16 protein-coding genes are annotated in these 17635 nt (G+C 72.0%); 4 read left to right on the forward strand and 12 right to left on the reverse strand.

Features of this window, described 5'->3' with window-relative positions; translation table 11 throughout:
• Positions 1–68 precede the first annotated feature (68 nt).
• The 7 genes from ACFY1U_RS19740 to ACFY1U_RS19770 form a co-directional block, all read right to left on the reverse strand.
• Positions 69–203, reverse strand: a complete 135-nt coding sequence (locus ACFY1U_RS19740) for a hypothetical protein (RefSeq protein ID WP_266963465.1) — start codon at positions 201–203, stop codon at positions 69–71.
• Positions 204–392: 189 nt separating this feature from the next.
• A complete protein-coding gene (locus ACFY1U_RS19745; protein ID WP_390695393.1) occupies positions 393–1082 on the reverse strand; it encodes a DUF4232 domain-containing protein in 690 nt (229 codons plus the stop codon).
• 189 nt (positions 1083–1271) lie between these two features.
• A complete protein-coding gene (locus ACFY1U_RS19750) occupies positions 1272–2873 on the reverse strand; it encodes an MFS transporter (protein WP_390695394.1) in 1602 nt (533 codons plus the stop codon).
• 156 nt (positions 2874–3029) lie between these two features.
• Positions 3030–3869, reverse strand: a complete 840-nt coding sequence (locus ACFY1U_RS19755; RefSeq protein ID WP_390695395.1) for a PaaX family transcriptional regulator C-terminal domain-containing protein — start codon at positions 3867–3869, stop codon at positions 3030–3032.
• Positions 3870–4013: 144 nt separating this feature from the next.
• Positions 4014–5249 (reverse strand): VWA-like domain-containing protein, encoded by a 1236-nt coding sequence (locus ACFY1U_RS19760; RefSeq protein WP_390695396.1) that lies wholly within the window; start codon positions 5247–5249, stop codon positions 4014–4016.
• Positions 5246–6520, reverse strand: a complete 1275-nt coding sequence (locus tag ACFY1U_RS19765; protein ID WP_390695397.1) for an AAA family ATPase — start codon at positions 6518–6520, stop codon at positions 5246–5248. Before ACFY1U_RS19765 ends, ACFY1U_RS19760 begins: the two co-directional genes overlap by 4 nt.
• A 58-nt stretch (positions 6521–6578) precedes the next feature.
• Positions 6579–7997 carry a hypothetical protein gene (locus ACFY1U_RS19770; RefSeq protein ID WP_390695398.1) on the reverse strand — a complete coding sequence of 473 codons (1419 nt, stop codon included), beginning with the start codon at positions 7995–7997 and terminating at the stop codon, positions 6579–6581.
• A 315-nt stretch (positions 7998–8312) separates the two neighbouring features.
• Here ACFY1U_RS19770 and ACFY1U_RS19775 point away from each other — a divergent pair, with 315 nt between their 5' ends.
• The 3 genes from ACFY1U_RS19775 to ACFY1U_RS19785 all read left to right on the forward strand — a co-directional run bounded on the left by ACFY1U_RS19775 (position 8313) and on the right by ACFY1U_RS19785 (position 11675).
• A complete protein-coding gene (locus ACFY1U_RS19775) occupies positions 8313–9518 on the forward strand; it encodes a cysteine desulfurase-like protein (RefSeq protein WP_390695399.1) in 1206 nt (401 codons plus the stop codon).
• A gap of 53 nt (positions 9519–9571) precedes the next feature.
• Entirely contained in the window at positions 9572–10546 is a 975-nt protein-coding gene (locus tag ACFY1U_RS19780; protein WP_390695400.1) for a helix-turn-helix domain-containing protein, read from the forward strand.
• Between the two features lie 220 nt (positions 10547–10766).
• Complete coding sequence (locus tag ACFY1U_RS19785) at positions 10767–11675, forward strand: TIGR01777 family oxidoreductase (protein WP_390695401.1); 909 nt, start codon at positions 10767–10769, stop codon at positions 11673–11675.
• 8 nt (positions 11676–11683) lie between these two features.
• On the opposite strand, the gene ACFY1U_RS19790 is transcribed toward ACFY1U_RS19785, so the two are convergent.
• The 5 genes from ACFY1U_RS19790 to ACFY1U_RS19810 form a co-directional block, all read right to left on the reverse strand.
• Positions 11684–12481: a transglutaminase domain-containing protein gene (locus tag ACFY1U_RS19790; RefSeq protein WP_390695402.1), complete on the reverse strand. Its 798-nt coding sequence runs from the start codon at positions 12479–12481 to the stop codon at positions 11684–11686.
• Between the two features lie 153 nt (positions 12482–12634).
• Entirely contained in the window at positions 12635–13657 is a 1023-nt protein-coding gene (locus tag ACFY1U_RS19795) for a TolB family protein (RefSeq protein WP_390695403.1), read from the reverse strand.
• On the reverse strand, positions 13654–14937 hold the full coding sequence (locus tag ACFY1U_RS19800; RefSeq protein WP_390695404.1) for an MFS transporter: 1284 nt from the start codon (positions 14935–14937) through the stop codon (positions 13654–13656). Before ACFY1U_RS19800 ends, ACFY1U_RS19795 begins: the two co-directional genes overlap by 4 nt.
• 5 nt (positions 14938–14942) lie before the next feature.
• Positions 14943–15833 (reverse strand): alkaline phosphatase family protein, encoded by an 891-nt coding sequence (locus ACFY1U_RS19805; RefSeq protein ID WP_390695405.1) that lies wholly within the window; start codon positions 15831–15833, stop codon positions 14943–14945.
• Positions 15834–16058: 225 nt separating this feature from the next.
• Positions 16059–16928 carry a LysR family transcriptional regulator gene (locus ACFY1U_RS19810; protein WP_390695406.1) on the reverse strand — a complete coding sequence of 290 codons (870 nt, stop codon included), beginning with the start codon at positions 16926–16928 and terminating at the stop codon, positions 16059–16061.
• Positions 16929–16992: 64 nt separating this feature from the next.
• On the opposite strand from ACFY1U_RS19810, the gene ACFY1U_RS19815 reads away from it, so the two are divergent.
• A complete protein-coding gene (locus ACFY1U_RS19815) occupies positions 16993–17589 on the forward strand; it encodes a short chain dehydrogenase (protein WP_390695407.1) in 597 nt (198 codons plus the stop codon).
• The last annotated feature ends 46 nt before the right edge of the window (positions 17590–17635 follow it).

Here is a 17635-nt window from a genome sequence, read left to right on the forward strand (position 1 = left end):
GGGTGATCGAACATTCCGGCGGGGTGGCGCAAAGCAGGAGCCCCTTCCTCACCGGCGGGGCTCCTGTCTCACTGCGGGCCGAAGTCCGACGGATCCCAGTCGTGGCTGCTCGACGCCTGCGGTGCCTGGTCCTGCATCTGCTCCGCGGCCACACGGGCCTCGGCCACGACGTCACCGCGCTCACGCAGCAGGCTCTCGTACACCGGTAGGTGATCGTTTCCGCTCGGGTTGGGTATCACAGTCTGGTCCTTCTCCGTGGTGAGCTGGTCGTGCGGGCCGGCCGGTCACGGATGCCGTGACCGACCAGCCAATAAATCAGGACAGGCGGACCGAATTGAGGAGAAGGAGAACGCCTTCGGTGTCCATGGTGAAAATGTCCTGTGGGCTCAGGGCTACGCGGCCGCCACGGCAGTGGCCGTCACCGTGTTGTCGCACTCCGCGAAGACACCGTCGTCCAGGGCGACCTGATGTGCTCCGGAGCCCGGCAGACCGACCACCAGCGTCGGGTAGGCGACCGGCTTCGCGCCGGACTTGCAGTAGCCGTCCGCCTCGCCCTGGACCTGGACGAAGGTCAGCTTCACCCAGGCCTTGGCGCCCGGTGCCAGCTTGACCGGAGTGGCGGAGCCGGACGGCGTCACCTTCAGCGGGGCGTTGTGCTCGGGGGAACCGTTGCCCGCGCCGGCCACGGTGGGGTGGCCCTGCACGATGCACGGCTTGGCGGAGACATTGGTGAACTCGACCACGGCCGCTCCGGTTCCGGTGCCCGCCGGGCGGTCGGCGGCCTGGTGCGCCGTCACCTTCAGGGCGGTTGCCGCGCACGTCCTCACGGCCGTACCCGTGGAACCGGATCCGGATATGGGGGACGCCTTCGCGGTCGGAGCCTTCGACGTGGGCGCGTGGGAGGGTTCCTGGGTCGTCGTGCCCGGGGTGGTGGTGGAAGCGGACGGCGCGCTGCTCGGCGCCTTCGACGACGTTTCGGCCGCCGCCTTGGAGCCGTCGGCCTGGCACGCGGTCACCGACAGGGCGGCCAGAAGGGCGGCGATCGCCGGCGCGGCCTTGCGGATGCCGTTCACGTACTGCATGGAGTCCCCCGAGTTCGGATGGTGCGGGGCCGGTCCTTCGCCGGCGCCCGACCAAGGAGACATGACTGCCTCACCGGGGGTTTCGCCTGTGGGTCAGCTGTGACACGTGTGGATCTTCTGTGACAGTGCGGTGACGAGACGACACCGGCCAGGTGGGCCGGCGCCGTCTCGCTCGGGGATCTCGGGTGGTCAGGCGGCCGCGGGCTCCTCCTCCGCGATGCCGACCGTCGCGTCCTTGTCGCCCTTTCCGCGCAGCGCGATCACGCTGAGGAGGCAGCAGGCCAGGGCCGAGAGGCCGCAGATCACATAGCCGATGGCGTAACCGTTGCCGAGGGCCTCCAGAGCGAAGGGGACCGCGCCTCCCGGCGGGGAGGACGGCGGTACGGAGTTGGAGGCGAGCGGTCCGCCCTCCGCTGCCACCTGCCCGGCCGCCGCCTTGACCTCGGCGGACAGATGGGAGGCGGCCAGCTTCGAGGTGAACTCGTCCGCCGCACGACTCAGCGCGATCGCGCCGATGACCGCCGGACCGAGGGTGAAGCCGAAGTCGCGCAGCAGGCTGGTCGATGCGCTGGCCATGCCCGCGTAGTGGACCTCCACCGTGTTGACGGCCGTCGCCGTGATCGAGGAGACGGTCAGCGCGAAGCCGATGCCGACCAGGCCGATGGGGAGGATGAGCGAGGTCAGGGCCCGGTCGTGGACCGAGAGAGTGGCGGCGATGAAGTCTCCCGTGGCCATCAGCCCGAGACCGGCGCCGAGCACCCAGCGCGGGCTGACCTTCTCAAGGAGCCGGGAGATCAGCGGCATCAGCAGCAGCGTCCAGGCGTTGAGCAGGATGAAGGCGAACGAGCCGCGCAGCGGGCTCTGGTGCTGGATCGGGCCGAGCCGGATGCTGGTCGCGTAGGCGGTGCCGAGGTAGCTGAACATGCCGACCACCGCGACGAACGACGCCACCGCGAACGCCCGGTTCTTGAACAGGTCGAGCCTGAGCAGCGGGGAGGCGGCCCGGCTTTCGGCCACGACGAACAGGCCGACGAACACCGCGGCGACCACGTACGCGATCACCACCGGCGTCGCGGTCCAGCCGTCCGCCGGGCCCTGGATCACCGCGTAGAGCAGGGCGAACATGCCGATGCCGATGGTGATCTGGCCCGCCAGGTCGAGTGAACGGCCTTCCGGGGCACTGGAGTTGTGCGCCAGCAGCTGGCTGAGCACGGTGCTGATCAGGGCGAGGCCGGTGACGACGATGAACGCCCAGCGCCAGGAGCCGTAGTTGCCGGTGATACCGCCCAGGACGGGGGCGACGAAACCGCCGCTGGACAGGGCGGCCGCCCAGATCGTGATGGTGCGGGCGCGGTCCTTGGCCGAGTGGGTGCCGGCGGCGATCATCGCGAGCGACGTCGGGAACAGCGCCGCCGCGCCCAGGCCGGCGATGGCCTGGCCCACCCAGAGCATGTGGATGCCGGTGCTGGCCGCGGCCAGCGCCTCGCCGGCCACCAGGAGCGCTCCGCCGCCGACCAGCAGGCGCTTGCGGCCGAAGAGGTCGCCGAGGACGCCGAAGGTCAGCTCCAGTACGGAGACGGGCAGCAGGAACGCGTCCGAGATCCAGGTCAGCTGCGAACCGACGGGGTGCAGGTCCTCCTGGAAGAGCCCGTTCAGCGTGGCCGGCATGGCCAGGGCGATCTGCGCAAGACAGACCGCGAAGCAGCCGGCGATCAGGGTGCCGACGGGCAGGCCGCCGGATGGTTGCGAGGTGGCGGTGGCGCCGGTTTGGGTGCGTGTTTCGGTGGACACGAGTGCTCCCCTTTGAGCGGCTGGGCGGCTTCGAGCGATGTGGGGACGCCGAGAACGCGATGAATGTAGGGCAGTTTTTCGACGGCGGTCAATAGATTGCCCAGTAACGATGGGCGTGGCTGTGCCCGGCAGGTGCCACCGGATGTCCGGGCGGTATTACGGGACGGCCACCTGGATCACGTCCAGGGCGCTCGCGGCCGCCTGACGGGCCGGCTCCGCGCAGTGGCGCGCCAGCTCGTGGAACCGCGCCTCCGCGCGGGCCGCCGGCCAGTCCTCGGGCAGGTGCTCGGCCGGCAGATGGGGATCCTGGCGGACCTGGTCCAGCCAGTCGGTGTGCAGCAGCAGCTGCCGTACGAGGGCGTCCGCCGGCTCGTCGGCGTCCGTGCTCCAGCGGGCCAGGAAGGCCTCGTATCCCTTGGCGACGGACTCCACGTCGAACGCCGTGTGCAGGATGGTCCGGGCGTCGGTCGGGGCGAAGGCCGCGGCGCCCTGGAAGACCCGCAGATACGCATCGAGGTCCAGCCCGGCGACGATCTCCGGCACGTTCACCGTGCCGGGCGCCACCCACAGGCCGTTCTGCAGCGGGCCGAAACCGCTCCACAGCAGCCGGGACCGCAGATCGTGCCGCTCGCGGCGCCACGCTTCCGGGAGGGAGAAGCCGACCAGGGTCCAGGTGCCGTCCCAGGTGCGGTTGACCGCACCGGTGCGCCAGACCCGGTCGTGGCCGTCCCGCAGCACGCGGGTGGCGCGGGGCGTCGGGCCGAAGTACGTCTTGCGGCCGCGCCGGTGCCGTTCCAGCAGGCCGCGCTTGACCATGCGGGTCAGCGTCGACCGTACGGCGTCCTCGGTGATCCCGGCCTGTCCGAACACGTCGATCAGACTGCTCGCCGCCAGGGCGACGTCCCGGCCAAGGGCGTGAATGCCGAAGAAGCTCAGCATCAGCGACTGCGGCCGGGGTGCGCTGCCCGTCTGGTCCGGCGGATCGAAGCTGGTCACCGGGCAAGGGTAGATCCGGTCCTTCCCGGCCGGGTCCCGATCGACGTGGTGGTGATCGTGCCTCCCGTCCCGTAGGCGTTGTGCAGCAGGAAAGAGATCTTCATGGTGGGCTGGACCCCGTAGCGCTCGATGGGACGCGGTCGCCTACCCGATGTCGACCACCCGGGCCCAGGTGGGCGGCGCGTCCGGCACGTAGTCGGGATCCTCCTCGTCCCAGCTCGTGCCCTGCCGGGGGAACAGACCCACCACCGTCCGGCACGCCGGCCGCGCGTCCGGCCAGGGCGTCTGACCGTCGGTCAGCACCACCACGACGTCGGGGCGCGGCCGCGTACGCAGCGCCTTGGCGAAGCCCGTGCGCAGATCCGTGCCGCCGCCGCCCATCAGCGGGATGCCCTCGGCCCGGCACAGCGGGTGCGCGATCCGGGCGGCCGCGTCGCACGGCACCACGGTCACCAGGTCGCGGCGACCGCCCACGGCACGGGAGATCGCGGCGACCTCCAGGAGCGCGCTGCCCAGCTCGGCGTCACTGACCGACCCGGACGTGTCGATGATCACCGAGACCCGGGGCGGTCTGCGTCGCAGGCTCGGCAGTACGACTCCGGGCAGTGACGCCGAGCGCCGCGCGGGACGGCCGTAGCTGTAGTCCTCGCCCGCGCCCGCCCCGGAGGCCGCCGAACGGACCGCCGCGCCCAGCAACTCCCGCCAGGGCTGCGGTGGATGGAACGCCTTCTCCGCCCATCGCCGCCACCCCTCCGGGGCACTGCCCGGACGGCCCTTGAGCCCCTCCGCCACCCGGAACCGCACGGCGTCCTGTTCCTGCGCGCTCAGGCCGTGCGCGCCGTCCGGGCCCAGCTCCCACTCCCGTGCCAGCCCGTCGGCGCCGCTGCCGCAGTCCAGCCAGGCCATGCTCTGCGTCCGTGCGCCGAGCGTGAACTGGCGCAGGTAGTCCTCCATCAGCTGCCCCTCGGACAGCCCCAGGGCCGACGGCCGCACCGCACCCCGGGGCCGGACCAGCCCGTCGCCGTAGATGTCGTCGTTGATCTCGCAGTCCGCGGCGATGTTCATCCGCAGCCGTTCGCCGGGCCCGGTCAGCCCGCGCTCCCGGGCGACCCGGTCACTGCGCCCATGGTGGTCGCGCAGCAGATGCGACACCTCGTGCACCCATACCGCCGCCAGGTCCTCCACCGGCATCCGGTCCGCGAACCCCGGTGAGACATAGCACCGCCAGTGCCGGTCGACGCCCATCGTCGGCACGTGCCGCGACTCCACGGTGTGCAGGGCGAACAGCGCGGTTGCCAGGTAGGGGCGGGCCCGTGCGGCCTGCAGCCGGGCCGCGAAGAGCTTGTCGAGGTCCAGTGCCCCGGGTGCGTCGGGGCTCATCGCCCGGCCTTCGCGGTGACGGCGGCGCGGGCCGCCGCCCGGTCCGCCCGGCGGGACACCGACACCGCTCCGGCGAGCTTCTCGATCGACGCCGGTACGTCCCAGTCCTCGCGGCGCAGCGCGGCGAGCGTGGTCGCGGGCACGACCACCAGGTCCGGCGCTCCGGTCTCCAGCGCGCGGACCAGCAGTGCCCAGGCCGCGTCCCAGCGGGACTTCTCGGGTCGGCCGCGGACCGCCGCCACCACACCGTCGAGCACGGCCTGGCGCAGATCACCCCGCTCGGGCAGCTCCGCGTTCGCAGGGTCGGCCAGGAGCACCTCGGGGTCCGGCAGGTCCAACCGGTCCAGACTGGCAAGCAGTTCAAGGCCCGGACCGTCGCCCACCGTGCCCCGGACCAGCAGGGAGAGCACGTCCCGTGAGGAGTCGGCCGCCGTTGCGAAGGCGATCAGGCGCAGCGTCATCTCCCAGCTCCGGGGCGACGGCCAGGCTCCGCCCCGCCGCATTTCGTTGCCGGGAAGCTGGTGCACGAGTTTGGGCCGTGCGGTGAGCAGTGCGCACACCGCACGGCGGGCGAAGTCCACCGCCTCCGACAGCTTCTGAGAGGAGAGCCGCGGCAGCGTGGCCCGCGGCCAGGTCCCGCCGAGGCCGCGCACGACGACCTCGTGGTCGTGGGTCCACTGAAGGTGCACAAAACGGTTGGCCAGCGGTGGGCTCAGCTCCCAGCCGTCGGCCGCCGAGGACCGAGGATTGGCCGCGGCCACGATCCGCACCCCGGGCGGCAGTTGGAGAGCCCCGATCCGACGCTCCAGCACCAGGCGCAGCAGCGCGGCCTGCACCGCGGGCGGCGCGGTGGACAGCTCGTCCAGGAACAGCAGCCCCCGCCCGGCCCGCACCAGGCGCACCGCCCAGTCCGGCGGGGCCATCGGAACCCCCTGCTCCGCGGGATCGTCCCCGACGACGGGCAGCCCGGAGAAGTCGGACGGCTCGTGCACACTGGCGATCACCGTGGTCAGCGGCAGCTCCAGGGCCTCGGCGAGCTGGGTCAGGGCCGCGGTCTTGCCGATCCCCGGCTCACCCCACAGCAGCACGGGCAGATCGGCGGCCACGGCCAGCGTCAGGGCTTCGAGCTGCAGGTCGGGACGGGGTTCGGTGGTGGTGTTACGTAGCAGGGCCAACAGTTCGTCGGCGACGTCGAGTGGGGAGAGGGAGTCCGTGCCGGAGGGAGTGACGGTGGCAGCGAACGGCGTGTGTGCAGGCGTGTGTGCAGGCATGTGTGTGGTCACCTTTTCGTCGGGGTGAGCCGAGTGAGTCGGGTGTACGAGGGTGAGGTCAGCGGAGATTCGCGTGGCGCGGGTGCGAGCGGTGGCGGCGAGTGCGGCGCAGGTCCCCGGGGCGATGACGGGCGGGCCCGCGAGCGGCTCCGGTCAGCCCCTCCCTGAACAGGCCGTAGGTGATCCGCCGCTCCGCGGCCGCCGCCAGCTCGTCCCGCAGCGGTCCGTCGCGCAGCACCGCATCGGGACCGAGCAGCCCCTCCACGACGGCCAGCGCTCCGGCGATGTCGCCGTGATCCAGGCGTTCGCGGACACCCGCGAGGCAGTCCGGACGACGGTGCGCCTCGTCGATCGCCTGTAGACAGGGCAGCGGAGTCCCGGTCAGCGCGACCAGCAGCTCCTCCCGCCGGATCTCTGCAGGGGCATGGTCCAGCGGGGCCAGCACTCCGTCCACCAGACCGATCCGGTGCCTGGCTCCACGGCACTCCACGAGACGCGGCTGCCCTGCCGGTTCCGGAGCAGGGGGCGGGCCGGCCGGTGCATGGTCGGGTACGAGGGCGGTGGCGACCAGCGGGTGCAGTCGCTCGGGCGTGATCGCACCGGTGCGCAGGAGTTCCAGGTCGGGCGGGACCCAGGTCGCCGCATCGGGCAGCACCGGCAGCGCGGAGCCTTCGCCGTACCCGGCCGCCTCGGCGAGTCGCACCGAGAACGGCCCGGCCTCATCGCTGTCCGCGGTCAGGTCCAGGACCAGCCGATGTCTGCCCCCGAGCCGCACGAGCACGCGACCGCCGGACCCGCGCCGCCCTTCGGCGCCGAGCAGAAGCTCCGCCTCGGCCCTCCACCGGTCGACGGCACAGCGCCGACCGTCCGGGACCGACCCGGGCAACTCGCCTTGCACCGCAGGGCCGTTGTCGCCGCTCGGCCGATCGACCCCGGACCGTGTCCGCAGCTCGTCGGCTCTGCTCGCGTCCCACAGATGCCGGTGCAGGTCGAGACGGAAGCGCCGGCTGGGAAGGGGGTGCGGATGACGCCGGGCGGCGACCTCGGTGTGGGATCCGTCCCACAGCGCGAGGCTGATGCGCTGCCCGGCATCCGCCCAGGCCGGCGGGGTCCGCACCACCAGATGCACCGGACCTGGCCGGTCCCGCCCGGCAGCGTCGTACCGGGCCAGCGCGATGGTCAGTCCCGGGCGCAGCAACCCGTCGGGAGCGATCCTCGGCATGTGCCAGCGCAGCAGATCGGGAGCCAACCGGCGCAGATCGGCCCGGACTTGGGCCGCGAGCTCCCGGCCATGGCTGCGTGCCACGGAACGCAGGTTGAGATCGACATCGAGGCCTGCGGCGGCACACGCCCCCGCCCAGTCGCCGACCAGGCGGCGGGCGGTCGCAGTCTCGATCATGGAGGGCGGCACGGCGAACTCGCGCACGCGCTGCCAGAAGGAAAGGCGGGAATCCCCGTTCGTGGTCAGGGTGAGCATCAGCACTCACCTGGCGCGGACGGGACCCCCAATCTGTCAACAGAATGAGTCGTCATCGCGAGGGATCGTAGCCTTCTCCCGGCTCGCGAGGCCAGGAATTTTCGCCCGGCGAGTTCAGGACGACGCGGCGTTAACGGCGGTCCGTTCCGTCTCTCGGAACTTTCCGAGGGGCGGGCTGCCGGCCCCCGCCGTACGGACGCCGGCCCTGGGTCCGTCCCGCGTCCTGCGCGCAGGTGGCGGACACGGGCTGTTGCCACGCCCACCCGCGATCGCGGAGGATCTTTGCCCCGGCCCGGTATTTCGACAGGAGCTCTCGTGACGTACGACATCACCGCCATCCGCTCCCAGTTTCCCGCCCTGGCGGCAGGAACGGCGCACTTCGACGGCCCGGGCGGCACCCAGACCCCGCAGCCCGTCATCCGGGCCATCGCCGACGCCCTGTCCAACCCCCTGTCGAACCGGGGCCAGGTGGCGCCGGGGGAGCGCAACGCCGACGCCATCGTCGTCGGGGCCCGCCGGGCCATGGCCGACCTGCTCGGGGCGGATCCGTCGGGGATCGTCTTCGGCCGCAGCGCCACCCAGCTCACCTACGAGTTCTCCCGCACCCTCGCCAAGACCTGGCAGCCCGGCGACGAGGTGGTCGTCACCCGCCTCGACCACGACGCCAACATCCGCCCCTGGGTCCAGGCCGCCGCGGCGGCCGGCGCCACCGTACGCTGGGCCGACTTCGACCCCGCCACCGGGGAGTTGACCCTCGACGACATCCGCGCCGTCCTCACCGGACGCACCCGGCTGGTCGCCGTCACCGCCGCCTCCAACCTGATCGGCACACGTCCCGCGGTCGCCGAGATCTCCCGCCTGGCGCACGAGGCGGGGGCGCTCAGCTATGTCGACGGCGTCCACTACGCCGCCCACACGCTGGTCGACCTGGAGGCGCTCGGCGCGGACTTCTTCGTCTGCTCCCCGTACAAGTTCCTGGGACCGCACCACGGAGTGCTCGCCGCCCGGCCGGAGTTGCTGGAGACCCTGCGCCCGGACAAGCTCCTGCCCTCCACCGACACGGTCCCCGAACGCTTCGAACTGGGCACGCTGCCCTATGAGTTCCTCGCCGGCACCACCGCCGCGGTCGACTTCCTCACCCGCCTCGACCCGAGCGCCACGGGAACCCGCCGACAGCGCCTGACCGCCGCGTTCTCGGCGCTCGAAGCCCACGAACACAGCCTGCGCACACAGATCGACAAGGGACTGTCCTCCCTCGACGGCATCACGGTCCACTCCAGGGCGGCCGACCGCACCCCCACCCTGCTGCTGACGTTCGAGGGCCGCTCCACCACGGACGCCTACCACTTCCTCGCCGAGCGCGGCGTCCACGCTCCGTCGGGATCCTTCTACGCCATCGAGGCCTCCCGCCGCCTCGGCCTCGGTGACACCGGTGGCCTCCGCATGGGCCTGGCGCCCTACAACAGCACGGAGGACGTCGACCGGCTGCTGGGCGGGCTGTCCGAGTTCCTCAGCCACTGAACAGCGGCCGGACGCCCGAAAGTGCCGCCCGGGCCGTGTGGTTGACTACGGCCGTGTTGCACGAGTCGGTCCTGCGGACCGTGGACCTGCCGGCGGGCGACCGGTTCGACGCCTGGACCGAGCGCATGGGCCGCACCCACGCGCCCATGCATCTGGCCAGCGACCGCGCGGCGGACTACCGCGGAGAGCAGCGCCTGATCTGCCTGGGCGATGTGACGGTGTGGCCGGCCACCTTCGACCACCTGGTCTTCCGAAGGACACCCAAGCTCGTACGGCAGTCCGACCCGGAGGTCTACCACCTCTCCATCCTGCGGCGGGGAGAGGGAGCGGCCAGCTGGGGCAGGCAGGAAGTCGCCTACCGGATCGACGACATCCACACCAACAGCTCCTCACGGTCGTACGACATATCCACCGGCCCGGACCCGGTCACCCTCATCGGCATCGAGATACCCAGGACCCTGGTGGCGCTGCCCGCGCACCGGGCGGACCAGGTGATCGGGCGCCGGATGTCGGGCAGAGAGGGAGTCGGCGCGCTGCTCGCGCAGTTCCTCGTGCAACTGGTCTCCGACACCGCGCCCTACCAGCCACTGGACGCGCCCCGACTGGGCACCGTCGTCGCCGATCTGGTGACCACCGTCTTCGCCCACGCCCTGGACGCCGACCGCCAGTTGCCGCCCGAGACCCGCGCCCGGACGCTGACCCTGCGCATCAAGTCGTTCATCCGACGGAACCTCGGCGACCCCGACCTGACCCCCGCCCGGATCGCCGAGGCGCACCACATCTCCCGCAGCTACCTGTACAGCCTCCTCCGGGCCGAGGGCACGACCGTCGCTTCCTACATCCGCGATCAACGGCTGAAGAACGTCTGCAGGGACCTCGCCGACCCGGCTCTGCGCACGCTGCCCATCCATGCCGTCGCCGCCCGCTGGGGCTTCCCCCGCGCCGCCGAGTTCACGCGCGCCTTCCGCTCGGCCCACGGTGTTCCGCCGAGCGAGTTCCGCGCACGGAGCGAACTCCCCGCCGAGTAGAGGCCGTGGACTCTCCGCCAAGCAAGTGTGGACCGTCCGCCAATGACAGCTCCGCTGCCTTGCGCGCATGCTGGTGATCAGCGCGAGGGAGAAGCGCGAACCGGGGCGGGGCCAGGACTGCCGGGGAGTCCTGGCCCCGCCGTTGCGTCCGACCAGGTGTATGTTTGAAGAGTCAAACGTATCGTCTGGTCGTTCGCTCCCGGATCGAGGCCGGTTTCTCATGCACGTCGTCATCAGTGGTTCCTCAGGGCTGATCGGCGGTGCGCTTGCCGCGTCGCTGCTGGCCGACGGTCACCGCGTCACCCGGTTGGTCCGGCGCGAGCCGCGGACCCGGGCCGACGGAAGCGTCGAGGCGCAGTGGGACCCGCGGGCGGACGCTGCCGCAGTCGACCCGGCGGTACTCGACGGCGCGGACGCGGTGGTCGGGCTGGCCGGGGCCGGGGTCGGCGACCGCCGGTGGACCGCCGCGTACAAGGAGGAGATCCGCGAGAGCCGGGTGCGCGGCACCGGCGCCCTCGCCGAGGCGATCCGTGGCTGCGAGAAGCCGCCGCCGGTGTTCGTGTCGGGGTCCGCCGTCGGCTACTACGGCGAGACCGGGCAGACCGTGGTGGACGAGTCCGGTGGGCCGGGTCAGGACTTCCTGGCCGGTGTGTGCCGGCAGTGGGAATCCGCCGCCGACGGCGCCCGGGCGTCCGGGACACGGGTCGTCACCACCCGTTTCGGGATCGTCGTGTCGGGCGCGGGCGGGGCGATGGGCCGTCTGCTGCCCCTGGCCCGGGCGGGACTCGGCGGGCGGCTGGGCAGCGGCCGCCAGTACTGGAGCTACATCTCCCTGCCCGACACGGTCCGCGCCGTGCGCCACCTCATCGGCACCGAATCGGTCAGCGGGCCGGTCAACATGACCACCCCGCACCCCGCGACCAACCGGGACATCACCGCCGCCATCGGCAGGACCCTGCACCACCCCACGGTGCTGCCCGTGCCCGGCTTCGCCCTGCGGCTCGCGCTCGGGGAGTTCGCCGACGGCATCCTGATGAGCCAGCGCGTCGTGCCGGGCCGCCTCCTCGACTCGGGCTTCGTTTTCGAGCACCCGACCTTCGAGGCCGCCCTGGGGTCAGCGGTCCACTGACGGTGCTCTCAGGCGCCCGCCGCGCGACGGCGGCCCAGGACGGGCTCGGCCAGCACTCTCGCCGTCCGGCAGAGGGTCTGGCCGTGCCGGGCGAAGAGTTCGTCACGCGAGTCGAAGTGCCCCAGGTCCGCCAGGACGTAGGCCGAGAGGTCGCAGGCGGCACCGTCGGCTGGGCAGAGCGTCACCCCGTCCCAGTCGATCGCCGTCCTGGACAGCGCCTCGAACAGCGTCTCCGTACCGGCGTTGGTGAAGCCGCCCTGGCCGTCGCTCAACTCGTCAAGAGTGCCGAAGAGCTCCGAGACCGTCAGCCAGGAAGCGGCGGCATGGCCGGTCGGCGACACTGCGTCGAGGCGGAATTCCGGCCATGCCAGGAGAACCTGGTCCGGGACGATCCGGTGCAGCCGCGGGAAGCGCGGATACCAGAAAGCCCCGTCGACCAGCAGACCGCGCACCCGCGTGGCCACCCCGGACGACCGCGCCACCGCCTCCAGCACGGCCAGCCGCTGGCTGCACGAACCGCGGCCGCGGCGCAGCACCTCGGACACGGGCCGCTCGTCCTGCACCGAGTACACCGGTCGCACGGCCGCGGCAATGACCCGGTGGGCCCGGCGCAGGTGCGCTGTCCGGCGGTCGGGCGCCGCGGCCTTCCCCGCGTCCGCTGCCGTGTCGATCTGCCGGAGCAGGGAAGTGACCTCCGGATGCCGCCAGTTGAGGATCCGCGTCGGGGCCGTGCTCCCCGCCGCTGTTCCCCCGGCCGTCGCGCCGGCGCGGGAACGGCCTCGTGGCGTGAGAAGCGAGCTCGTCATGACCGTGGTCCTCTCTCCGGGCCCCGATGGACACACGTATCATCACCGAATAATTGAACATGTTCAACTGTGGGTGGGGGGCGCCGAAAATGCTTGGTCGTGCCTCTCGCAGGCCTCCCACCTCTCCGCTCGTGGACGGCCTGTGAGGACCCGTCAGCCCAGGTATGCGGGAGCCACGGCCGAGGTCATCAGCCGGCGGCCCGTGCCGGTGCCGTCGGCCGGGACGGTCCACAGGTCGGAGCCGTAGTCGCCGGGCAGGGCGTAGACGAGGGTGGAGTCGTCGGACCACAGAGCCTGGTCGTCGATGTTGCGCTGTTCGGCGGTCGCGGTCTCCTTCATGGTGCGCAGATTGAGGACGTACAGCCGCCAAGGGGCGTCGGGGGAGGCCCCCTTGACGCGCTTCTTGTAGGCGACGCGGGTCCCGTCGGGGGAGAGGGACGGGCATTCGACGTTGCGGTGCAGGGTGGTCAGGGTGCGTGCCGCGACGTCTCCTCGTACGAGGTAGGTGGTGCCGCCGGTCGCCAGCGTGGCGTAGAAGCGGTCGTCGTCGGCGAAGGTGACGCCCCAGATGTTGGTGTCGGCGGCGCGGTAGGTCCGGCCGTCCTTGATGATGCGGAAGGTCTCCAGGTTGTCGTCGATCCTCCAGGTGCGGGTGTCGACGATGGCCGTGCGGGTGGAGAAGTTCGTACCGGCGTAGGAGTCTCCGCTGACGAACACCGTCCAGGCCACCAGGTGGCCGGAGGGTGAGACGCGGGCCCGGGTGGGGATGCCCGCGGCCGGGAAGCGGTGCCGCTCGCGCAGGTGGGCGTCGAGGACGACCGCCCGGTAGGTGTCCCTGAGCGTGCCATGCACGGCCTGCAGGCAGATGCCGGTTCCGGCGGCCGCGTGGAAGCGCAGGCACTTGACGCCCGAGGCGGTGCGCGGCCCCTGCGGATCACCGGCGGGCACGGTGGCGATCTCGTCGCGGTGCGGGCCCCAGGCCAGGTTGCGCACCAGCAGCCTGCGCCCGGCCGTCGGCCGGAGCGAGACGGTGCCGCTGCGCACGGTCGGGCCGTTCGCCTGCTGCTCGTCGCGCATGCCCGAGCGGTGGGCGGCGTACAGCACCGCCCCGGTGCCGACGCCGCCGAGCAGCAGGACGGCGGCCAGCAGGATCAGCAGACGGGTGGTTCGGGTCATGCGGACACCTCGGCGGGGGACACGTCGGCGGCGGGGCGGAGCACGAACGAGGCCACTACGGCGCTGACGGCGAGCGCGGCGGCGGTGACGGCGAGCGCGGTGCGGCCGCCCCACAGGCTCCAGGCCGCGCCGAAGGCGAGGGAGCAGGCGAAGCGGGCCAGTGCCTGGCCGGTGCCCACCAGGGCCTGCCCGGCGCCCTGGTGCTGTGCCGGCACGGCCGAGGCGGTGGCGGCCGCGAGGACTCCGTCGGTGGCCGCGTAGAAGGTGCCGTGCAGAACGAGGACGGCGACCACGGCGGGAATGCCGTGCCAGGGGGAGAGCACCAGGCCGTAGCCGAGCAGCAGGACGCCATGGCCTGCCAGGAACAGCCGGCGGCGGTCGAGGCGGTCGGCGAGTGCGCCGAGCGGGACGGCGAGCAGCAGGAAGACGGCGGCGGTGCCCAGCGGCAGCAGCGGGAACAGGTCGGCCGACAGATCCCCCTCGCGCTGCAGCAGCAGATACAGGAAGGAGTCGCTGACGGTGGTGAGCCCCAGCAGGGCCGCGCAAAGAGTCAGCCGGCGCAACTCCGGGCGGCGCAGCAGCCCCAGAGAATCGCGCAGGGCGGGCCGGGCCGGCTCGGCCAGCGCGGTGGCACCGGCGGGCGCGATGCGTCGGGGCACGAACAGCACCAGCACCAGCACCCCCAGCACCGCGATGCAGCCGCTGACGGTGAAGACCGCGTCGTAGCCGTCGACGGTGGCCCGCAGCACGGCGAAGGCGACCAGCGGGCCGAGCAGTGCGCCGGTGGTGTCCATGGCGCGGTGCACCCCGAAGGCCCGTCCCCGGTGCGCGGGTTCGGTGGCCAGCGAGATCATCGCGTCCCGTGGCGCGGTGCGCAGCCCCTTGCCGGTGCGGTCGGCCGCGAGCACGGCGCTGATCACGGGAAGCGTGTGGGCGAGCAGCAGCAGCGGCTTGCACAGCGCCGACAGACCGTAGCCGAGGCCCGCCACGACCTTGTGCCGGCGGCCGCCGCGGTCCGCGAGATGACCGCCGGCCAGCCGGACCAGCGCCCCCACACCGTTGTTGATGCCGTCGAGGAGACCGAAGCCGAGCGGGGACAGGCCGAGTCCGGCGACCACGTAGAGCGGCAGCACGGCGGTGACCATCTCCGAGGAGACGTCGGTGATGAGGCTGACCGCACCCAGGGCCAGCACGGTGCCGGGGACAGCGGCCGGCCGCCGCCCCGGACGGGTGTCCGGGGCGGCGGCGGCCTTGGTGCTGCGGGAGTCCGCGAGATACACGGGCGTCAGTTCCAGATGCCGGTGATGTCGGACGCCGAGGCGGCGTTGCCCGCGTGGGCGCTCAGACCGGCCAGGTCCTCCACCGTGCGCAGCACGTTGTAGTGGTTGTACGTGGTCGAGTCGGAGCTGCCGGGGGCGACGTGCTGCCCGTAGAAGAGGGTCGGGATGCGGTTGCCGGAGAGCTTGTTGTCCTCGTCGAAGGTGACGGCGAGGATGCTGTTGTGCGTCTGGGCCCAAGTGGCGTACGCGCCCAGGTTGTTCTTGATCCAGGTGTCGCCCGTGGAGACCGAGCAGTCGTGCATGTCGCTGCACAGGTTCGGCACGACGAAGGACACCTTCGGCAGGGTCGAGTAGTCGGTCGGGAACTGCGCGAAGGTCATCGCGGTGTTCGTCGGCACGTTGGAGAAGCCGAACCACGGGTTGTGCTTCTGCGCGTAGTTGCCGCTGCTGCACGTCGTCGAACCCTGGCTGGGCAGCGACTCGTTGTAGCTCTTCCAGGTCTTGCCCGCGGCGATCAGCTCGGAGGCGAGGTTCGGCGCGGAGATGGACCCGACGCTCACACAACTGTCGTCGGTGCGGCCCTGGTTGGAGCCCGAGAAGAGCATGTAGTAGTTCGGCTCACTGGGGTGGGTGAGGCCGTAGGACTGGGTGAGGTTGGCGCCACCCGCCTTGAGGGTGTTGTTGATGTAGGGGGCGCTGGAGCTTCCGATCACCTGCGAGTAGGCGTGGTTCTCCATCACCACGACCACCACGTGGTCGGGGGCGGGGAGAGCGGCTGCCTGAGCTGCTGAGGTCGTTGCGGCCCACACACCGACCGACGTGGCGGTGAGGGCGACGGCCCCGGCGAGCGCGGTGAGCGGGCGTCTGGTGCGCTTGGAAGCCTTTACGGCGGTCATGACTGTCCTCCGGACAGAAGTGACGGGCACGTGCGGGGGGAGGCGGCGCCGCAACCATAGGAGCCTCAGGCCGGTACTGCGTGAAGCCCAGACGAACTGCGGACCCCGATGGGCAAACATCGCACGACATGCTGGTCATGTACAGGTCATGCGCGGTGGGGCTCGTGGTCGCCGCGACATGCCACCCGGGTACCCCGGTCACCGCGAAGCGGACCGCCGTGCAGGTCAGGCCGGCAGATGCGCGGACGTCATGGACTGCAGATGGCCGAGAAAGGCGAGGGTGGCCGGGTGCGTGGGCGTGCGCGGCCAGGCCATGCGGACCGTCACGGGCGGTACGTCCGCCAGGGGCAGATAGCGGACCCCGGGGTGCGGATGGCTCTGCTGGGTGGCCTCCGCGGTGACGCCGACCGCCTCCCCGGTGGCGATCACGGTGAGCCATTCGTCGACGTTGGCCACCTCGAACGTGCGCGGCCGCCGCCCCTCGGGCCACAGCTCGGCCGTGGTCGCGGCGGTGGCGCACAGCACCACCGGCCGGTCGGCGAGGTCCGTCAGTCGCAGTGACGGACGCGCGGCCAGCGGGTCGCTGTCGGGTACGGCGGCCATGCGCCGCTCCCGGTACAGCGACCGGACCTCCAGCCCGGCGCCGGGCGCGGGCGCGGTGCGCACCAGCGCCGCGTCGATCTCCCCGCGGCGCAGTGCCACCTCCGGATCGTCGCGCCGGTACACCTGAACCGGGGTCCCGGGATGTGTCTCCCGCCAGGTGCGCAGCAGCGGCACGGTCAGATCGCCGAGCGCCGCCCAGGCGAAACCGATCCGCAGCGGCCGCACCCCGGCCGCGGCCTCCGTCAGCGCGTCGTCCAGCTGACGGAGGATCAAATGAGCCCTCTCATAAAGCCGTTGACCGGCATCCGTGAGCGAAAGGGTGCGGGTGGTACGTTCCACCAGCCGCACGCCGACCCGGCTCTCCAGCTGCTCCAGGGTGCGCGAGAGCGCGGGCTGGCTGATGTGGAGCACGGCCGCCGCGCCGGTGATGGTGCCCTCGTCGCCGATCGCGGTGAGCGCCCGCAGATGCCGTAGCTCCACATTCATAACCATGAAGCATAAGTGCTCCCCAGAAGGTATTTCCCTCCCGCCCGGGGCCGGGCCTAGCGTCGCAGCCATGAAGATTCTGCTCATCGGCGCCACCGGCACGCTCGGCGCGGCCCTCCACAAGACCCTCGGCACCCGCGGCCACGAAGTCCTCACCGTGGGACGCGGCGGTGGCGACCTGCGCCACGACATCACCGACCCCGCGCAGGTCGCCGAACTCTACGACCGGGCCGGCCGGGTGGACGCCGTGGTCAGCGCCGCCGGACACGTGCCGTACAAGCCGGTCACCGAGCTGACCCCCGAGGACTATCTGGCAGCCTTCCACGGCAAGGTGCTCAGCCAGATCGACCTGGTGCGCCAGGGCATCCCGCGGATCGCCGAGCGCGGCTCCTTCACCCTCATCACCGGTGTGCTGGCCCGCGAGCCCATCCCCACGGGCAGCGCGGCCTCCATGGCCAATGGCGCGCTGGAGGCGTTCGTCCGGGCCGCCGCCATCGAGATCGCCCCGCAGCGCATCAACGCGATCAGCCCGACGGTCTTCACCGAGAGCCTCGCCAAGTACGGCGACTTCTTCCCGGGCATGCCACCGGTCGATCTCGCCGACGTCACGCAGGCGTACGTCCGGTCGGTCGAGGGCGCGCAGACCGGCCAGGTGTACGCCCTGTAAAGATCCGAGCCCTCTTTGGGGCGGGCGCCCCGGAGAGGGCTCGGTC

It is taken from the genome of Streptomyces sp. NPDC001351 (assembly GCF_042896045.1).
In the GTDB taxonomy this organism is placed as follows: Bacteria; Actinomycetota; Actinomycetes; order Streptomycetales; family Streptomycetaceae; genus Streptomyces.

Bases quoted from the DNA above. Each gene is read 5' to 3' on its own strand.
- ACFY1U_RS19745 (WP_390695393.1), bottom strand. From the start codon at position 1,082: ATGCAGTACGTGAACGGCATCCGCAAGGCCGCGCCGGCGATCGCCGCC.
- ACFY1U_RS19760 (WP_390695396.1), bottom strand. From the start codon at position 5,249: ATGAGCCCCGACGCACCCGGGGCACTGGACCTCGACAAGCTCTTCGCG.
- ACFY1U_RS19765 (WP_390695397.1), bottom strand. From the start codon at position 6,520: ATGCCTGCACACACGCCTGCACACACGCCGTTCGCTGCCACCGTCACT.
- ACFY1U_RS19770 (WP_390695398.1), bottom strand. From the start codon at position 7,997: ATGCTCACCCTGACCACGAACGGGGATTCCCGCCTTTCCTTCTGGCAG.
- ACFY1U_RS19785 (WP_390695401.1), top strand. From the start codon at position 10,767: ATGCACGTCGTCATCAGTGGTTCCTCAGGGCTGATCGGCGGTGCGCTT.
- ACFY1U_RS19790 (WP_390695402.1), bottom strand. From the start codon at position 12,481: ATGACGAGCTCGCTTCTCACGCCACGAGGCCGTTCCCGCGCCGGCGCG.
- ACFY1U_RS19795 (WP_390695403.1), bottom strand. From the start codon at position 13,657: ATGACCCGAACCACCCGTCTGCTGATCCTGCTGGCCGCCGTCCTGCTG.
- ACFY1U_RS19805 (WP_390695405.1), bottom strand. From the start codon at position 15,833: ATGACCGCCGTAAAGGCTTCCAAGCGCACCAGACGCCCGCTCACCGCG.
- ACFY1U_RS19810 (WP_390695406.1), bottom strand. From the start codon at position 16,928: ATGGTTATGAATGTGGAGCTACGGCATCTGCGGGCGCTCACCGCGATC.
- ACFY1U_RS19815 (WP_390695407.1), top strand. From the start codon at position 16,993: ATGAAGATTCTGCTCATCGGCGCCACCGGCACGCTCGGCGCGGCCCTC.